The organism is Thermovenabulum sp. (assembly GCF_049723235.1).
Classification (GTDB): Bacteria; Bacillota; Thermosediminibacteria; order Thermosediminibacterales; family Thermosediminibacteraceae; genus Thermovenabulum.
Genome location: NZ_JBNARB010000009.1, coordinates 1 through 14,062, shown reverse-complemented (window position 1 = coordinate 14,062; position 14,062 = coordinate 1). Strand labels below are relative to the sequence as shown.

Sequence of the window (14,062 nt, the reverse complement as noted above, 5' to 3'; positions counted from 1 at the left end):
TTCCTACATGAATTTTTGGACTCAGCTAAGGTTTTTGAACACAAATTACGTGAAAATGCTTTATGTGATAATTTTATCGGTATTCCTTGTAAAAATATTAAACCGGTTCATTGATGGCCTTTTTTACCGGCAGACAAAAATCATTAAGACAAATGAGAACAGAATAAAAACCTTAGGAGGACTTTTGAAAAGCCTTTTAAAGTACACTGTATATTTCATCGCCCTCCTGATACTTCTGGACCTGGCAGGTATAAACACCTCTTCTCTACTAACCGCTGCGGGCATTGGCGGCATTGCGGTAGGATTTGGAGCCCAGAGTCTTGTGAAAGATGTAATTGCGGGATTTTTCATTTTGTTTGAAGATCAATACCAGGTGGGGGATTACATTGAAACAGAAGAAGTGGAGGGCTTTGTAGAAGAGGTGGGGTTCAGAATTACAAAACTCAGGGATTTTGGCGGACAGCTACATATAATACCAAACGGGGAGATAAAAAGGGTGACAAACCACACGAGGGGCAATATGAGGGCACTCGTGAAGGTGAAGGTATCCTATGAAGAAAATATAGACAGGGTTTTTAGCATTCTCAGGGAAATATGCGAGGAAATTAAAACCCTGGAGTACATAAAAGAAGGCCCGGAGGTTTTAGGTATTACGGATTTTGGACCGGAAGGAATCGAATTTACCATAATATCTAAAACAACTCCACTTAAGCAGTGGGCGGTAGAAAGGGAAATCAGGAAGAAAATCAAGGAACGTTTTGAAAAGGAAAAAATAAGCTTTGCTTATTTTAGAGCCCCGCTAAAAGGTGCTTAAAGGAGTGATGCGGTTGAAATTTTATCTCGGTGATGTAGTTGAAATGAAAAAAAAGCACCCCTGCGGAAGCTTTCAGTGGGAAATATGGAGGCTGGGAGCCGATATAGGGATAAAATGCTTGGGATGTGGAAGAAAAGTTATGATCCCGAGGCCCAAATTCGAAAAGGGTGTTAAAAAGATAATAAAAAGTATGGGACCCGGGGAGCTTGAAAATCTTACAGAATAATGATATAATACGCAAGAGCATCTCTGCTCCGGTGAAATTCCGGGGCCAAATGTCCGAGGAGGTGAAAAGATGAGGAGCTATGAAACCATGTACATCCTCGACCCCGATTTGAATGAGGATTCCACCAACTCTTTGATCGAAAAATTCAAAAGCGTAATTACCGACAGAGGGGGAGAGGTACAGGAGATTGAACGGTGGGGAAAAAGAAGATTGGCCTACCCCATTGAGCGCCGCAAGGAAGGGTATTACGTAATAATGAACTTTACTGCAGACCCATCGGCGGTGCAGGAAATGGAAAGGCTTTTGAAGATTACCACCGGCGTTTTAAGGCATATCGTTATCCGGAAGGATAGATAGGGGTGTAAAATTTGAATAAGGTTATTTTAATCGGAAGGCTTACAAAAGACCCCGAACTGAGGTACACCCCTGGGAGCGGGGTAGCTGTGGCTACCTTCACGCTGGCCGTCTCGAGGCCCTTTTTGAATCAAAAAGGGGAAAGGGATACGGATTTTATTCCCATCGTGGTTTGGAGAAAATTAGCCGAACAATGTGCGAGCAACCTTAGAAAGGGCAGGCTCGTGGGGGTTAGCGGAAGGCTGCAGGTCAGGTCTTTTGAGACTCAAAACGGTGCAAGAAAATGGGTTACCGAAGTGGTAGCTGAAGAAATACAATTTTTAGATAGGCCTAAGGCAACAGATTCCCAGGAAAGGGAACCCGAACCCCAAACGGGTGCTTTTGAAGAAGGATTTAACGACCCGGATATAGATTTGAATTTTGATTTCGGTGATGATTTAAACGCCGGAGAAGATTTGCCCTTCTGAGTATTAAGAAAAGGAGGATAGAGGGTGAAGGCGAAAAAGAACAAGAAGAAAAAGGTCTGCAGTTTCTGCGTGGATAAAATAGATTATATTGATTACAAAGACGTGGCAAGATTGAGGAAATTTATAACCGAAAGAGCAAAAATCTTGCCCCGTAGGATTACAGGTAATTGTGCAAGACATCAAAGGCAGCTTACCGTTGCCATTAAAAGAGCCAGGAACATGGCTTTACTGCCGTTTACCACGGAATAAAGAGAGGGGTAATCCCTCTCTTTTTTTAAGCCAAAAGGGGGAAAATTTATGCAAAACAATACCAGGGCACTGGTTGAAGGAGCGCTTCTATCAGCTATTACCATTATTCTAAGTTTACTTTCGCTTTATATACCGATTCTGGGGACCTTTGCAAGCCTTGTTTGGCCTGTACCCATAATCCTTCTCGGCATAAGGCATGGTTTGAAAATAAGCATCCTTGCCACAGCCGTATCGGGTATCATAGTAGCTATGCTGGAAGGGCCTCTACAGGCTCTTACCGTAATTCTGGGATTTGGGCTTATAGGGATAGCCTTAGGGTGGGCTATAAGCAAGGATTTTTCCGCCGAAAAATGCTTAGCGGTGGGCACCGTGGCTTCCCTTATAGCCAAGGTGGTTTTGATTGTTATTTCCCTTTATGTAATGGGGATTAACCCTATAAATGAAGAAATTACTGCATTGAAAGAATCCGTGGAACAGGTAACAAAATTTTATACATCCATGGGCATGAATAAAGAATTAGTAGAACAGACCACACAAAACTTTAAGCAGGCAGTAAACCTTCTTTCAATGGCAATCCCCGGGGTATTTGTGCTCGCTTCCGTGGTAGACTCCTTTTTAAATTACAGTGTGGCAAAGCTTGTAATAACAAGGTTAGGAAGCAGGATTAAGGATTTCACCCCTTTCTGGCAGTGGAAGCTTCCGTCCTTTACGGTATTTTTTTTCATGATAGGGATATTGCTTTCATTCCTTGAACCTTACTGGCCTGTAGGAATATTGAAAACCATAGGGATGAATCTGCAGCTGGTATTTTACTTTGCCTTTTTTATAGAAGGCTTTTCCCTCCTTGCCTTTTACTTTGGCAAGTACAATGTGTCAAAACCATTAAGGGTTCTTGCGGTCTTTTTGGTGTTCTTCAATCCTTTCTTTGCGCAAATAGTAGCCTGGGCCGGAATGTTTGATATATTAATGAATTTTAGAAAATTGTAACTTTATATATAATCGGGGTGAGAAAAATGAAGGTCATTTTAATTCAAGATGTTAAAAACTTGGGCAAAAAAGGCGATGTGGTTAATGTAGCTGACGGTTATGCCCGGAATTTCCTCTTTCCTAAGAATTTAGCCATAGAGGCTTCTTCGGGAAACATAGCAAAACTGGAACAGGAAAAAAAGGCGGTGGAGAATAAAAAGGAAAGGGAAAAAAGAGAAGCCCTGGAACTTGCCAAAAAAATAGAAAATTACACTCTTACATTAAAGGTAAAAGCCGGTGAACAGGGTAAATTATACGGTTCCATTAATACAAAGGACATTGCGGAGGGCTTGAAAGAACAGCTTAAAATAGATATCGATAAGAGAAAAATCGTACTGCAAGAGGTAATAAAGACCCTTGGAGTGTATGAAGCCAGAGCAAAAATCCATCCGGAAGTGGAAGCAAAGTTTAAAATTAACGTAATTGAAGGGTGATAATATATGGAAAAAGCCCTTTCCAAAGTGCCTCCTTACAATATTGAAGCAGAGCAGTCGGTCCTCGGCTCTATGCTTCTTTCCAGGGAGGCTATTTATGTTGCTGTGGAAAGGTTAAAGAGCGAGGATTTCTACAAGGAGTCCCACAGAAAACTATTTGAATGCATTGTCGAGCTTCACGAAAACAGAAATCCCGTAGACCTCATTACCGTTACCGAATCTCTGAGAAATAAAAGGTTGTTAGAAGATGTGGGAGGAGCCACTTATCTGGCTACCCTCACCGAAATAGTGCCTACACCTTCAAATATAGCTGAGTATTGCAAAATAGTTGAGGAAAAAGCGCTTTTAAGGAAGCTCATCGAAACAGCCTCTCATATTCTTTCTTCTGCCTATGAGCCAAAAGAAGATGTGGAAGAAATTCTGGATGAAGCCGAAAGAAAAATATTCAATATAGTCCAGAAAAGAAGGGTGGAGAATTTTTACCACGTAAAGGATTTGCTCCTTTCCACCTTTGAAAGAATCGAAAAGCTTTATCATACAAAAGGCGGGATAACGGGAGTGCCCACCGGTTTTCCGGATTTGGACTCTATGACATCGGGATTGCAACCATCGGACCTGATAATAGTTGCGGCAAGACCGAGCATGGGCAAAACCGCTTTTGCGCTGAATATCGCGCAAAACGCGGCTATAAGGTATAAAATACCGGTGGCCATATTCAGCCTTGAGATGTCAAAGGAACAGGTGGTTCAGCGAATGCTTTGCGCTGAATCCAATGTAGACAGCCATAAATTAAGAACCGGAAAATTAGAGGAGGAGGATTGGCCAAGGCTTGCCAGGGCAATGGGGCCTCTTTCGGAAGCTCCTATTTACATCGATGATACTCCCGGAATTACCAGCTTGGAAATCAGGGCAAAAGCCAGAAGACTAAAAGCTGAAAAAGGATTGGGGCTCGTGGTAATTGACTATCTTCAGCTGATATCCAGCAGAAATCAGTCGGAAACCCGGCAGCAGGAAATTTCGGAAATTTCCCGTTCCTTGAAAGCTATGGCCAGGGAATTAAACGTGCCCGTGCTTGCTTTATCCCAGCTTTCAAGGGCTCCCGACGCCAGGGCTGACCATCGTCCGGTTTTAAGCGACCTCAGGGAATCGGGAAGCTTAGAGCAGGATTCCGATCTGGTTGCATTTTTATACAGGGAAAACTACTATAATCCGGATACCGACAAAAAGAATATCGTAGAGGTTATTATAGCAAAACAGAGAAACGGCCCTACCGGAAAAGTAGAGCTCCTGTGGCTATCCCAGTATACTAAGTTTGTAAGCGTGGAAAAATATAGGCAAAATGAAATGACATAAAATGCGAATATTTTAAGAAACAACTCATAAATTATTCATATATAATTGACTAAAAAAATTTTTTCTGTTATATTTATTAGGGTTTTTTCGAAAAAGCATAAGGCGGGGATGCGAGATGAAAAAAAACTACGATGTAATTATTATTGGAGCGGGGCCTGCGGGTATTTTTGCCGCTCTGGAAATTGTGGATAAAGCGCCGAATACATCGGTATTAATTTTAGAAAAGGGAAAGGACATAGAGCACAGGGCATGCCCCTCAAAGGAAAAAAAGATAAAGTGCATGCACTGCGATCCCTGTTCCATAGTTAATGGATGGGGTGGTGCTGGAGCTTTCAGTGATGGAAAATTAACCTTAACCACCGAATTTGGCGGCTGGTTGGATGAATATATATCGAAAGAAGAGGTATCCGAGCTTATAGGCTATATAGATAGAATATTTTTAAGCTTTGGCGCTACGGAGATTGTGCACGGTACGGATCAGAATAAGGTTAAAGAGCTTCAGCAGAAGGCCGCAACTGCCGATTTGAGATTAATACCGGCAAAGGTAAAACACCTGGGTACGGAAAAATGCTGGCTGATTCTGAAAAAGATGTACGATTACCTTAAAGGTAAGGTAGAAATATTAACCTCTACTCCAGTAAAAAAGATACTAGTGGAAGAAAATAGGGCAGTAGGCGTGGAGACGGTTAAGGGGGATAATTACTTTGCGAATTACATTGTAGCCGTTCCCGGCAGGGAAGGTGCTGAATGGTTTGCCAAGGAAGCTGTCAGGCTTGGACTGGATATGGAAATTAATCCTGTGGATATAGGTGTCAGGGTAGAAGTGCCTTCGGTGGTAATGGAACCCCTGACGGATGTGGTATACGAATCCAAATTAGTATACTATTCCAAATCCTTCGATGACAAGGTAAGGACTTTTTGCATGAATCCTTACGGTGAAGTGGTCATAGAAAACAACAGCGGATTAATTACCGTCAACGGGCACAGTTATGCGGATAGGAAAACCACAAATACAAATTTTGCTCTCCTGGTAAGCAAGACCTTTACGGAACCTTTTAAAGAGCCTATCTCCTACGGTAAGTACATCGCTACCCTTGCCAATATGCTGAGCGGAGGGGTTATAGTCCAGCGGTTGGGAGACCTTTTGTCCGGCAGGCGTTCCACCCCTGAGAGAATAAAAAGGGGTCTTGTGGAGCCCACGCTGAAAGAGGCAACTCCGGGGGACCTCAGCTTAGTATTCCCCTACAGGCATCTGGTAAGCATTTTGGAAATGCTTCAGGCAATGGATAAATTGGTGCCGGGAGTAAACTCCAATCACACTCTACTTTACGGGGTAGAAGTGAAGTTTTATTCATCAAGACCCGCCCTTTCTTCATCCTTGGAAACGCAGGTAAAAAATCTTTTTGCTGCGGGAGATGGGGCTGGTGTTACAAGAGGTTTAGCCCAGGCTTCGGTGTCTGGAGTTATTGTGGCAAGAGAAATAATCAGCAGGATATTAAAAGGATAACGAGGTGATGTTATGCCGGGGATAGTGGTCATAGGAGCCCAGTGGGGTGATGAAGGAAAGGGCAGGATAGTGGATTTCTTAGCATCCCGGGCTGATATGGTGGTACGGTATCAGGGAGGGAATAATGCGGGCCATACGGTGGAGGTAGACGATAAAAGATATAAACTTCACCTGATTCCTTCCGGAATACTCCACCCCGGGAAGATATGCATCCTGGGGAACGGCATGGTGATAGACCCCGTTGCTCTGGTGGAAGAAATAAGGTATTTGGAAAGCTACGGAATAGAAGTGAGAAGCAGACTTAAAATTAGCGACAGGGCACATTTAATAATGCCCTATCATAAACTTTTAGATGAAGTTATAGAGGAACATAAGGGAGAATATCAGCTGGGAACCACCCGAAGGGGTATTGGCCCCGCTTATGTGGACAAAGCCGAAAGAATGGGAATAAGGGTATGCGACCTTTTGGAACCAAAATACTTTGAAGAAAAAGTAGAACAGAACCTGAGGATAAAAAATGAGATAATTCAGAAAGTATACGGGAAAAAGGGCGTGAATAAAGAAGAGATAATTGACCTTTACCTGAAAGCCGGGGAAGAAATTAAAGAAATGGTATGCGATACCACATCAATAATATATGAATTTTCTAAAAACGATAAAAAAATACTGTATGAAGGCGCTCAGGGGACCCTTCTCGATGTGGATCTGGGGACATATCCTTATGTAACCTCTTCTCATCCGGTGGCGGGAGGGGTATGCATAGGTGCCGGCGTAGGTCCGACATTTATTGATAAAGTTGTGGGAGTGGTTAAAGCCTATACCACGCGCGTGGGGAAAGGACCTTTCCCTACCGAAATATTTGATGCCACCGGTGATTTTATCAGGGAAAAAGGATATGAATACGGCACCACTACAGGAAGACCAAGAAGGTGCGGCTGGCTGGATATAGTTATGCTTCGTTATGCGGTAAAGGTCAACGGCCTTTCCTATATTGCAATAACTAAACTTGATACACTGGGAGGTATAAACACGGTAAAAATCTGCGTGGGATACAGGTATAAAGGTAAAATCCTCACCGACTTCCCGGCAAGTTTAAATGTCCTTGCCGAATGTGAACCCGTTTACGAAGAGCTCCCGGGCTGGGAAGAAGGAGTCTCAGGAATCAAAAAAATCGAAGAGCTGCCCGATAACCTGATAAAATATGTAAAAAGAATTGAAGAATTAACCGGGGTGAAAGCAGCCTTTATATCCATAGGGCCCGGAAGGGAGCAGGGTTTTGAAATAACGAATCTTTTTTAGATATAAAAATGGAATAAAGCCGAATTTATAAATATATAATTCCTGTAAGTGATTACTTGCAGGAATTTTTTTTATTAAAGTAGAAAACAATATAAAGATATATCGGAGGTGAATAATTGTTGAATAATGTAGTAATAGCTTGCCAGACCCTGAGGGATGAATTAAATTTAGCTTATGCATTGACCAACTGCACTTATCCCGTAATCTTTTTAGATTCCGAATATCATTCGGATCCTAATAAACTTAGAAAAAAACTTCAGGAAACGGTAGATTCGGTAAAGGATGCCGATAACCTGCTATTTGCATATGGCTGCTGTGGAAATGGGCTTGTGGGGATACACGCTTCCACCGCCAATTTAATAATACCCAAGACTGAGGATTGTATTTCAATGGTCATGAGCAAGCCCGGCGAAAAGTACGAGAGGGTAAAAGAAACTTATTTTCTTACCAAAGGGTGGATAGAGAGTTCCAAAAGCATTAGCAAAGAATTTGAAAATGCTTTAAAAAAATACGGATTTAAAAAAACTAAAATGATTTTTGAGATTATGCTTAAAAACTACAAGTATTTAATGCTCATTGATACGGGGGCATACGATGTTTCGGAATATATTCCAAAGGCTGAAGAAATCGCGAGAATGACTTCGCTGAAACTTGTGCTGGAAAAAGGGGATATCTGGTTTTTGGTTAAACTTTTGAAAGGTCCTTATGACCAAGATTTTTGCGTGGTGAAGAAAGGAGAAAAGGTAACGGTAGAACATTTTGGATTTACGGATAAAGACTCCTTTCATCAGGATTCAATAGTCTTATAGAATTTTACACATATTGTACGGCGAGATTTCAAAAAATAATGATAATTCAAAGGAGGTGAGCTCCGACTGTATGGAAGATAAAGAGAAGATGATTGAGGAAAGGACTCAAATTTTTAAGGACATATATGAAGGGAAAATACCCAAAAGGGTGCCTGTAGCTACAAAGGTAGAGATAACCTATGCAATCCAGTATTCGGGACTTGATCTAAAAGAAGCCCAGTGGAATTTAGATTTACTGGAAAAAGTAATTGACAGGGTATCTAAAGACTTAGAAAGCGATGTGGTGCCCACGGTAATTTTAAGGTTTCCGCTGATGTACAGATTGCTGGGAGCTAAAAACTTTGTTATGGGTTCGGAAGGTTTCATTCAGCATCCCGAAGTAAGTGCAATGCAGGCAGAAGAATATGATGAACTTATCCAGGACCCCTATAAATTTATAATCGAAAAGGTCCTTCCCAGAATATATGAGAAATTAAACGACAGCGCTGAAAAAAAAGCTTTGGTTTTTGCAAAGGCTTACAGGGTATATATTAATTCCACGATAAAAATAAAAACGTTCTCATCGAAAGCCGCTCAAAAATATGGTTTGAGCATAGAGGGAATGAGCGCATTGACAGAAGCCCCCTTTGATTTTATAGCCGACCAAATAAGAGGGTTTACCGGGATGGTGAGGGATATCAGAAAAATTCCCGAAAAAGTGTCAGAAGCCTGTGAAGCGGTTCTTCCCTTAATGATAAAAGCGGGTATTCCCAGGGAACCCTCGATTTATAAAAGGACGTTCATACCCCTTCATATGCCTCCCTATCTTCGCACTTCTGATTTTGAGAAATTATTCTGGCCTACCTTTAAAAAGCTGGTAGAAGGACTTGTGGAAAAAAATGTGGGAGTAGACCTTTATTTAGAACAGGATTGGATGCGATACTTGGATTACTTATCGGAGCTCCCTCGAGGAGTAAAAATGTGGTTTGAATACGGAGATCCTCTTTTAATTAAAAATAAGCTCGGCAAAAAATATATAATAACGGGCCTTTATCCCATTTCCATATTGAGGACGGGCACTCCCCAGGAATGCGTTAATGTGGCCAGGGAACTGGTAGATATTTTAGCCCCGGGAGGTGGGTTTATTTTTAACTTTGATAAGCTCCCCATGGCGTTGAAAGATGCAAAACCCGAGAATATAATTGCGGTTAACAGATTTGTAAGGGAATATGCGGTTTATTAAGGAGGCGAAAGCAAATGGAAATATTTTCGGAGTATTACAAAGGTGAAAAGGATTACATTGAGGAGTACAAAATTTCCCCGGAAGAGGAATCTTTCATTATACCAAATATTCGAAGGGAAGAAGATTCGATTTTTAATTTTATTATGTTTTTGCTGATGTAAAGAGTAAAAAATAGCTTTAATTAATGAATAATATCAATGTTGTAAAATTATAATAATTTTATAATATTGACAAATTATAAAATTATGTGATATCATGAAAATGTATATACATGTAAATATTTAAATGAAAGGGGGTTTATATTGGAAAAAAGATTTTTATCTCCTCAAGAAACCATTAATTTGACAGTGACTAATGGTATTAAAAAAGCCCAGCTTTCCATCGAACAGATGGTGGCCCTGGGTATATTCGCCGGAATCTACATAGGCTTTGGAGGCTTTGGCAGTATTACTATAATGCAGACATTGAAAAATATCGATGCGGGTCTGATGAAATTTTTTGGCGCTATGGTATTCCCGGTAGGCCTTATGCTTGTGGTGGTATGCGGAGCCGAGCTGTTTACCGGAAATAACCTGATGACCTTTGCATTTTTAAAGCAAGAAATAACGTTTTACGCTCTTATCAGGAATTGGATTGCGGTATATTTTTCAAATTTTGCGGGTTCTGTGGCACTTGCGTATTTAATTGCAAATAGTGGCTTAATAAAGGATAACGTTATGAATATGGCCTTTTCCATCGCACAAAGCAAAATTTCCTTGGGAATTACTCAGGCTTTTATAAGAGGGATTTTATGCAATATCCTGGTAGTCCTGGCAGTTTTAATGGCTACCGCATCCCAGGATATAATTTCAAAAATCTTTTCCTGCTGGTTTCCGATTATGCTTTTTGTACTTTCGGGATACGAGCATAGTGTAGCCAATATGTTCTTTTTGCCCCTTGCAAAATATGGAGGGTTAAACATAAGCTGGGGAGATATTTTATTTAAAAACATCATTCCCGTTACTCTCGGAAATGTAGTGGGAGGAGCGATATTTGTACCTTTAATGTATTATATAGCTTATGTTAAAAAACGAGAAAAAATGGATGAAAAAACCAGTCTAAATGTTTAAACTAATATCAGGAGGTTTTATCATGCATTTTCCAGATGATATTAAGTACCATCCGGAACATACCTGGGTTAGAGTAACAGGAGATACGGGTATTATAGGCATTACGGATTATGCTCAGGAGGAGCTGGGAGAAATATTATACGTGGATTTACCGCAAGCAGGTGATAAGGTAGAAAAAGACGGTATCTTTGGTGCTATCGAATCCGGGAAAGTATCATCGGACCTTTATTCACCGGTGAGCGGGGAGGTAATCGCGGTTAATGAAGAGCTGGAAGATAGTCCGGAACTGGTAAACGAATCACCGTATGATAAAGGCTGGCTGATAAAAGTAAAGCTAAGCGAACCATCGGAACTCGAAAAACTTTTAGAACGCCGGGAATATTTAGAAAAAATTAATATTTAATAATTGACTTAGTGTCAATTATTTTTCTAATATTTACCAAAAAAATTACTAAAAATGGAGGTATGCAAAATGTACAAAAGCGATATTGAAATTGCTCAGGAGGCCAAATTAGAGCATATAAAGGATATAGCATCAAAAATTGGCCTCTCCGAGGAAGAAATTGAATACTACGGGAAGTACAAAGCAAAGGTACATTACGAAAAAGTCTTTGCAAGGTTAAAGGATAAAAAAGACGGGAAGCTTATCCTTGTAACCGCGATTAACCCCACACCGGCGGGAGAAGGTAAAACCACTACTACGGTAGGTCTCGGGGATGCCCTCAGAAAAGTTGGCAAAAAAGCCATGATATGCCTGAGAGAGCCCTCCCTCGGCCCTGTTTTCGGAGTGAAGGGCGGGGCAGCCGGCGGAGGCTATGCCCAGGTGGTCCCAATGGAGGATATAAACCTGCATTTTACCGGTGATATTCACGCAGTTACAGCAGCAAATAACTTGCTCGCTGCAATGATAGACAACCATATCTATCAGGGAAATGAACTGGGCATTGATCCCCGGCGTATTGTGTGGAGACGCTGTATGGATATGAACGACAGGCAGCTGAGATTCATAGTCGACGGGCTCGGCGGGAAGGCCAACGGTGTGCCCAGGGAAGATGGCTTTGATATATCGGTAGCCTCGGAAGTTATGGCGGTGTTCTGCCTTTCAAGGGATTTAATGGACTTAAAAGAAAGGCTTTCAAGGATAATAGTAGCTTACACTTACGATGGAAGACCCGTTACCGCGGGAGATTTAAAAGCCCACGGGGCTATGACTGCCCTTTTAAAGGATGCCCTGATGCCCAACTTAGTTCAGACCTTAGAAGGCACGCCGGCTTTCATTCACGGAGGGCCCTTTGCCAATATAGCCCACGGTTGCAATAGCGTAATGGCCACAAAGCTTGCACTTAAACTTGCCGACTACGTGGTGACCGAAGCCGGATTCGGTGCGGACTTGGGAGCGGAGAAATTCTTGGACATAAAAGCAAGGTATGCGGGACTTAAACCCAATGCAGTGGTTATAGTTGCCAGCATAAGGGCGCTTAAGCATCACGGTGGAGTAACAAAAGATAAGTTAAGTGAAGTGAACTTAGAGGCGTTAAAGAAAGGAATTGCAAACCTCTTAAAACATGTAGAAAATATAACAAAGAAATTTAAGCTTCCTGCAGTTGTAGCATTAAATAAATTCCCTACGGATAAGGAAGAAGAATTAGCTTTATTAAAAGAAGAATGCAAAGCCTTAGGAGTAAACGTGGTATTATCCGAGGTATGGGCAAAGGGCGGAGAAGGCGGAGTGGACCTTGCCAATGAGGTGTTGAGGCTGATAGAGGAAGGAGAAAACGGATACGCTCCCTTATATCCTCTCGAACTTTCCATAAAGGAAAAGATAGAGACGATTGCAAAAGAAATATACGGTGCCGATGGAGTGGATTATACTCCTGCTGCACAGAAGGAAATAGAGAACTTGGAGAAATTAGGATTCGGCAATCTACCGGTATGCATGGCCAAGACCCAGTATTCTTTGAGCGATAATCCGGCGCTATTAGGGCGGCCCACCGGTTTCAGGATAACCGTAAGGAACGTAAAAGTATCGGCTGGAGCGGGCTTTGTCGTGGTACTGACCGGAGAGATAATGACGATGCCGGGGCTACCCAAGAGGCCGGCGGCGGAGAATATAGATGTGGACGAAAACGGAAGGATTTCCGGGCTTTTCTAAAGTAGAAAATGGGATAGGGGGATGCCAATGTATATAGAAAAAACCGTAAGACAATTTACTGAGGCTCTATCGTCAAAGGAGCCCGTACCCGGGGGAGGGGGCGCCGCTGCATTAGCCGGCGCTCTCGGTAATGCCCTGGGCAGCATGGTAGCAAACCTGACGGTAGGAAAAGAAAAATACAAAGACGTAGAATCCGAAATAAAACAAATATTACAAAAAACGCAGGAACTGCAGGAAAAACTCCTTTTGCTCATAGACGAAGACGCAAAAGTATTCAGCAGCGTAGCCGCCGCCTACAAAATGCCCAAAAACACCGAAGAAGAAAAAGAAAAAAAACAGCAAGCCTTAGAAAAAGCCTTAAAAGAAGCCTGCCAGGTTCCCGTTAAAATAATGGAATACTCCTTAGAAGCCCTCAAACTTCAAAGGAGGCTTGCCGACATAGGCAACAAACTTGCAATAAGCGATGCCGGAGTGGGAGCGCTCCTTCTAAAAGCCGCCGTATTAAGCGGAAAACTCAACGTATACATAAACTTGGGCGGCATACAGGACAGCGAATTCAAAGAAAAAACAACAGAACACATAGAAAAAATAAGCGGGATGGCAGAAGCCATAGCCGACGAAACCTACCGCCTAGTCCTGCAAAAACTAATAATCCAAAAATAAGGAGGCAGAAAAAGATGGCAGTCATACTTTCCGGCAAAGAAGTAGCCGAAGCCCTGAAACAGCAGCTAAAAGAAGAAGTAGAACAGCTAAAACAAAAAGGCTACATACCCTCATTAAAAATAATAATAGCAGGAGAAAAACCCGACTCCGTAGCCTACATAAAAGGCGCCCTCAAAAAATGCGAAGAAATAGGAATAAAAGGAAGCGTACTTCAGCTTCCCGAACAAATCCCGCAAAAGGAACTAATAAACAAAATAAAAGAACTAAACGACGATCCGGATACTCACGGCATACTCATAATGAGGCCCCTGCCCTCCCACCTTTCTGAAGACCAGATAAAATACCACATAGACCCCCAAAAAGACGTAGACTGCTTTT

The 14,062-nt window shown here is 41.9% G+C and carries 18 protein-coding genes; all 18 read left to right on the top strand.

Translation table 11 applies throughout. The annotated features are described in order from the left end of the window. The first annotated feature begins 7 nt into the window (after positions 1–7). Positions 8–814, top strand: a complete 807-nt coding sequence (locus tag ACPLOV_RS06060) for a mechanosensitive ion channel family protein (RefSeq protein WP_424909632.1) — start codon at positions 8–10, stop codon at positions 812–814. 7 nt (positions 815–821) lie between these two features. Next, complete coding sequence (locus tag ACPLOV_RS06055; protein WP_424909633.1) at positions 822–1,040, top strand: DUF951 domain-containing protein; 219 nt, start codon at positions 822–824, stop codon at positions 1,038–1,040. 69 nt (positions 1,041–1,109) lie between these two features. After that, a complete protein-coding gene (gene rpsF / locus ACPLOV_RS06050; RefSeq protein ID WP_424910818.1) occupies positions 1,110–1,397 on the top strand; it encodes a 30S ribosomal protein S6 in 288 nt (95 codons plus the stop codon). A gap of 11 nt (positions 1,398–1,408) precedes the next feature. Further along, complete coding sequence (locus ACPLOV_RS06045) at positions 1,409–1,861, top strand: single-stranded DNA-binding protein (RefSeq protein ID WP_424910817.1); 453 nt, start codon at positions 1,409–1,411, stop codon at positions 1,859–1,861. 24 nt (positions 1,862–1,885) lie between these two features. Continuing rightward, positions 1,886–2,110: a 30S ribosomal protein S18 gene (gene rpsR, locus ACPLOV_RS06040; RefSeq protein WP_068747684.1), complete on the top strand. Its 225-nt coding sequence runs from the start codon at positions 1,886–1,888 to the stop codon at positions 2,108–2,110. Positions 2,111–2,158: 48 nt separating this feature from the next. After that, complete coding sequence (locus ACPLOV_RS06035) at positions 2,159–3,097, top strand: YybS family protein (protein ID WP_424909529.1); 939 nt, start codon at positions 2,159–2,161, stop codon at positions 3,095–3,097. Between the two features lie 26 nt (positions 3,098–3,123). Further along, the gene (gene rplI / locus ACPLOV_RS06030; RefSeq protein WP_424909528.1) at positions 3,124–3,570 is read left to right on the top strand and encodes a 50S ribosomal protein L9; all 447 of its coding nucleotides are present in this window, start codon (positions 3,124–3,126) and stop codon (positions 3,568–3,570) included. A gap of 6 nt (positions 3,571–3,576) precedes the next feature. Beyond that, positions 3,577–4,923, top strand: a complete 1,347-nt coding sequence (dnaB, locus tag ACPLOV_RS06025) for a replicative DNA helicase (protein WP_424909527.1) — start codon at positions 3,577–3,579, stop codon at positions 4,921–4,923. Positions 4,924–5,038: 115 nt separating this feature from the next. After that, positions 5,039–6,430, top strand: a complete 1,392-nt coding sequence (locus tag ACPLOV_RS06020; protein WP_424909526.1) for an NAD(P)/FAD-dependent oxidoreductase — start codon at positions 5,039–5,041, stop codon at positions 6,428–6,430. A 12-nt stretch (positions 6,431–6,442) separates the two neighbouring features. Further along, positions 6,443–7,729: an adenylosuccinate synthase gene (locus ACPLOV_RS06015; protein WP_424909525.1), complete on the top strand. Its 1,287-nt coding sequence runs from the start codon at positions 6,443–6,445 to the stop codon at positions 7,727–7,729. A 116-nt stretch (positions 7,730–7,845) separates the two neighbouring features. Further along, complete coding sequence (locus ACPLOV_RS06010; RefSeq protein WP_424909524.1) at positions 7,846–8,538, top strand: DUF1638 domain-containing protein; 693 nt, start codon at positions 7,846–7,848, stop codon at positions 8,536–8,538. A 70-nt stretch (positions 8,539–8,608) separates the two neighbouring features. Further along, positions 8,609–9,760 (top strand): uroporphyrinogen decarboxylase, encoded by a 1,152-nt coding sequence (locus tag ACPLOV_RS06005; RefSeq protein ID WP_424909523.1) that lies wholly within the window; start codon positions 8,609–8,611, stop codon positions 9,758–9,760. A 14-nt stretch (positions 9,761–9,774) separates the two neighbouring features. Beyond that, positions 9,775–9,921 carry a hypothetical protein gene (locus ACPLOV_RS06000; protein WP_424909522.1) on the top strand — a complete coding sequence of 49 codons (147 nt, stop codon included), beginning with the start codon at positions 9,775–9,777 and terminating at the stop codon, positions 9,919–9,921. 141 nt (positions 9,922–10,062) lie between these two features. Continuing rightward, positions 10,063–10,869 (top strand): formate/nitrite transporter family protein, encoded by an 807-nt coding sequence (locus tag ACPLOV_RS05995; protein WP_424909521.1) that lies wholly within the window; start codon positions 10,063–10,065, stop codon positions 10,867–10,869. A gap of 22 nt (positions 10,870–10,891) precedes the next feature. Further along, positions 10,892–11,272 carry a glycine cleavage system protein GcvH gene (gcvH, locus tag ACPLOV_RS05990; protein ID WP_424910816.1) on the top strand — a complete coding sequence of 127 codons (381 nt, stop codon included), beginning with the start codon at positions 10,892–10,894 and terminating at the stop codon, positions 11,270–11,272. Positions 11,273–11,341: 69 nt separating this feature from the next. Beyond that, on the top strand, positions 11,342–13,021 hold the full coding sequence (locus ACPLOV_RS05985; protein ID WP_424910815.1) for a formate--tetrahydrofolate ligase: 1,680 nt from the start codon (positions 11,342–11,344) through the stop codon (positions 13,019–13,021). Positions 13,022–13,048: 27 nt separating this feature from the next. After that, positions 13,049–13,684: a cyclodeaminase/cyclohydrolase family protein gene (locus ACPLOV_RS05980; RefSeq protein ID WP_424910814.1), complete on the top strand. Its 636-nt coding sequence runs from the start codon at positions 13,049–13,051 to the stop codon at positions 13,682–13,684. 14 nt (positions 13,685–13,698) lie between these two features. Beyond that, on the top strand, positions 13,699–14,062 hold a 364-nt coding region (locus ACPLOV_RS05975; RefSeq protein WP_424910813.1), incomplete at its 3' end, for a tetrahydrofolate dehydrogenase/cyclohydrolase catalytic domain-containing protein.

What these genes read in the sequence shown, in the direction of transcription:
- ACPLOV_RS06015 (WP_424909525.1), top strand. Translation starts at nt 6,443, where the DNA reads ATGCCGGGGATAGTGGTCATAGGAGCCCAGTGGGGTGATGAAGGAAAG.
- rplI (WP_424909528.1), top strand. Translation starts at nt 3,124, where the DNA reads ATGAAGGTCATTTTAATTCAAGATGTTAAAAACTTGGGCAAAAAAGGC.
- dnaB (WP_424909527.1), top strand. Translation starts at nt 3,577, where the DNA reads ATGGAAAAAGCCCTTTCCAAAGTGCCTCCTTACAATATTGAAGCAGAG.
- rpsF (WP_424910818.1), top strand. Translation starts at nt 1,110, where the DNA reads ATGAGGAGCTATGAAACCATGTACATCCTCGACCCCGATTTGAATGAG.
- ACPLOV_RS06005 (WP_424909523.1), top strand. Translation starts at nt 8,609, where the DNA reads ATGGAAGATAAAGAGAAGATGATTGAGGAAAGGACTCAAATTTTTAAG.
- ACPLOV_RS06000 (WP_424909522.1), top strand. Translation starts at nt 9,775, where the DNA reads ATGGAAATATTTTCGGAGTATTACAAAGGTGAAAAGGATTACATTGAG.
- gcvH (WP_424910816.1), top strand. Translation starts at nt 10,892, where the DNA reads ATGCATTTTCCAGATGATATTAAGTACCATCCGGAACATACCTGGGTT.
- ACPLOV_RS06055 (WP_424909633.1), top strand. Translation starts at nt 822, where the DNA reads ATGCGGTTGAAATTTTATCTCGGTGATGTAGTTGAAATGAAAAAAAAG.
- ACPLOV_RS05985 (WP_424910815.1), top strand. Translation starts at nt 11,342, where the DNA reads ATGTACAAAAGCGATATTGAAATTGCTCAGGAGGCCAAATTAGAGCAT.
- ACPLOV_RS06035 (WP_424909529.1), top strand. Translation starts at nt 2,159, where the DNA reads ATGCAAAACAATACCAGGGCACTGGTTGAAGGAGCGCTTCTATCAGCT.
- ACPLOV_RS06020 (WP_424909526.1), top strand. Translation starts at nt 5,039, where the DNA reads ATGAAAAAAAACTACGATGTAATTATTATTGGAGCGGGGCCTGCGGGT.
- ACPLOV_RS06060 (WP_424909632.1), top strand. Translation starts at nt 8, where the DNA reads ATGAATTTTTGGACTCAGCTAAGGTTTTTGAACACAAATTACGTGAAA.
- ACPLOV_RS05980 (WP_424910814.1), top strand. Translation starts at nt 13,049, where the DNA reads ATGTATATAGAAAAAACCGTAAGACAATTTACTGAGGCTCTATCGTCA.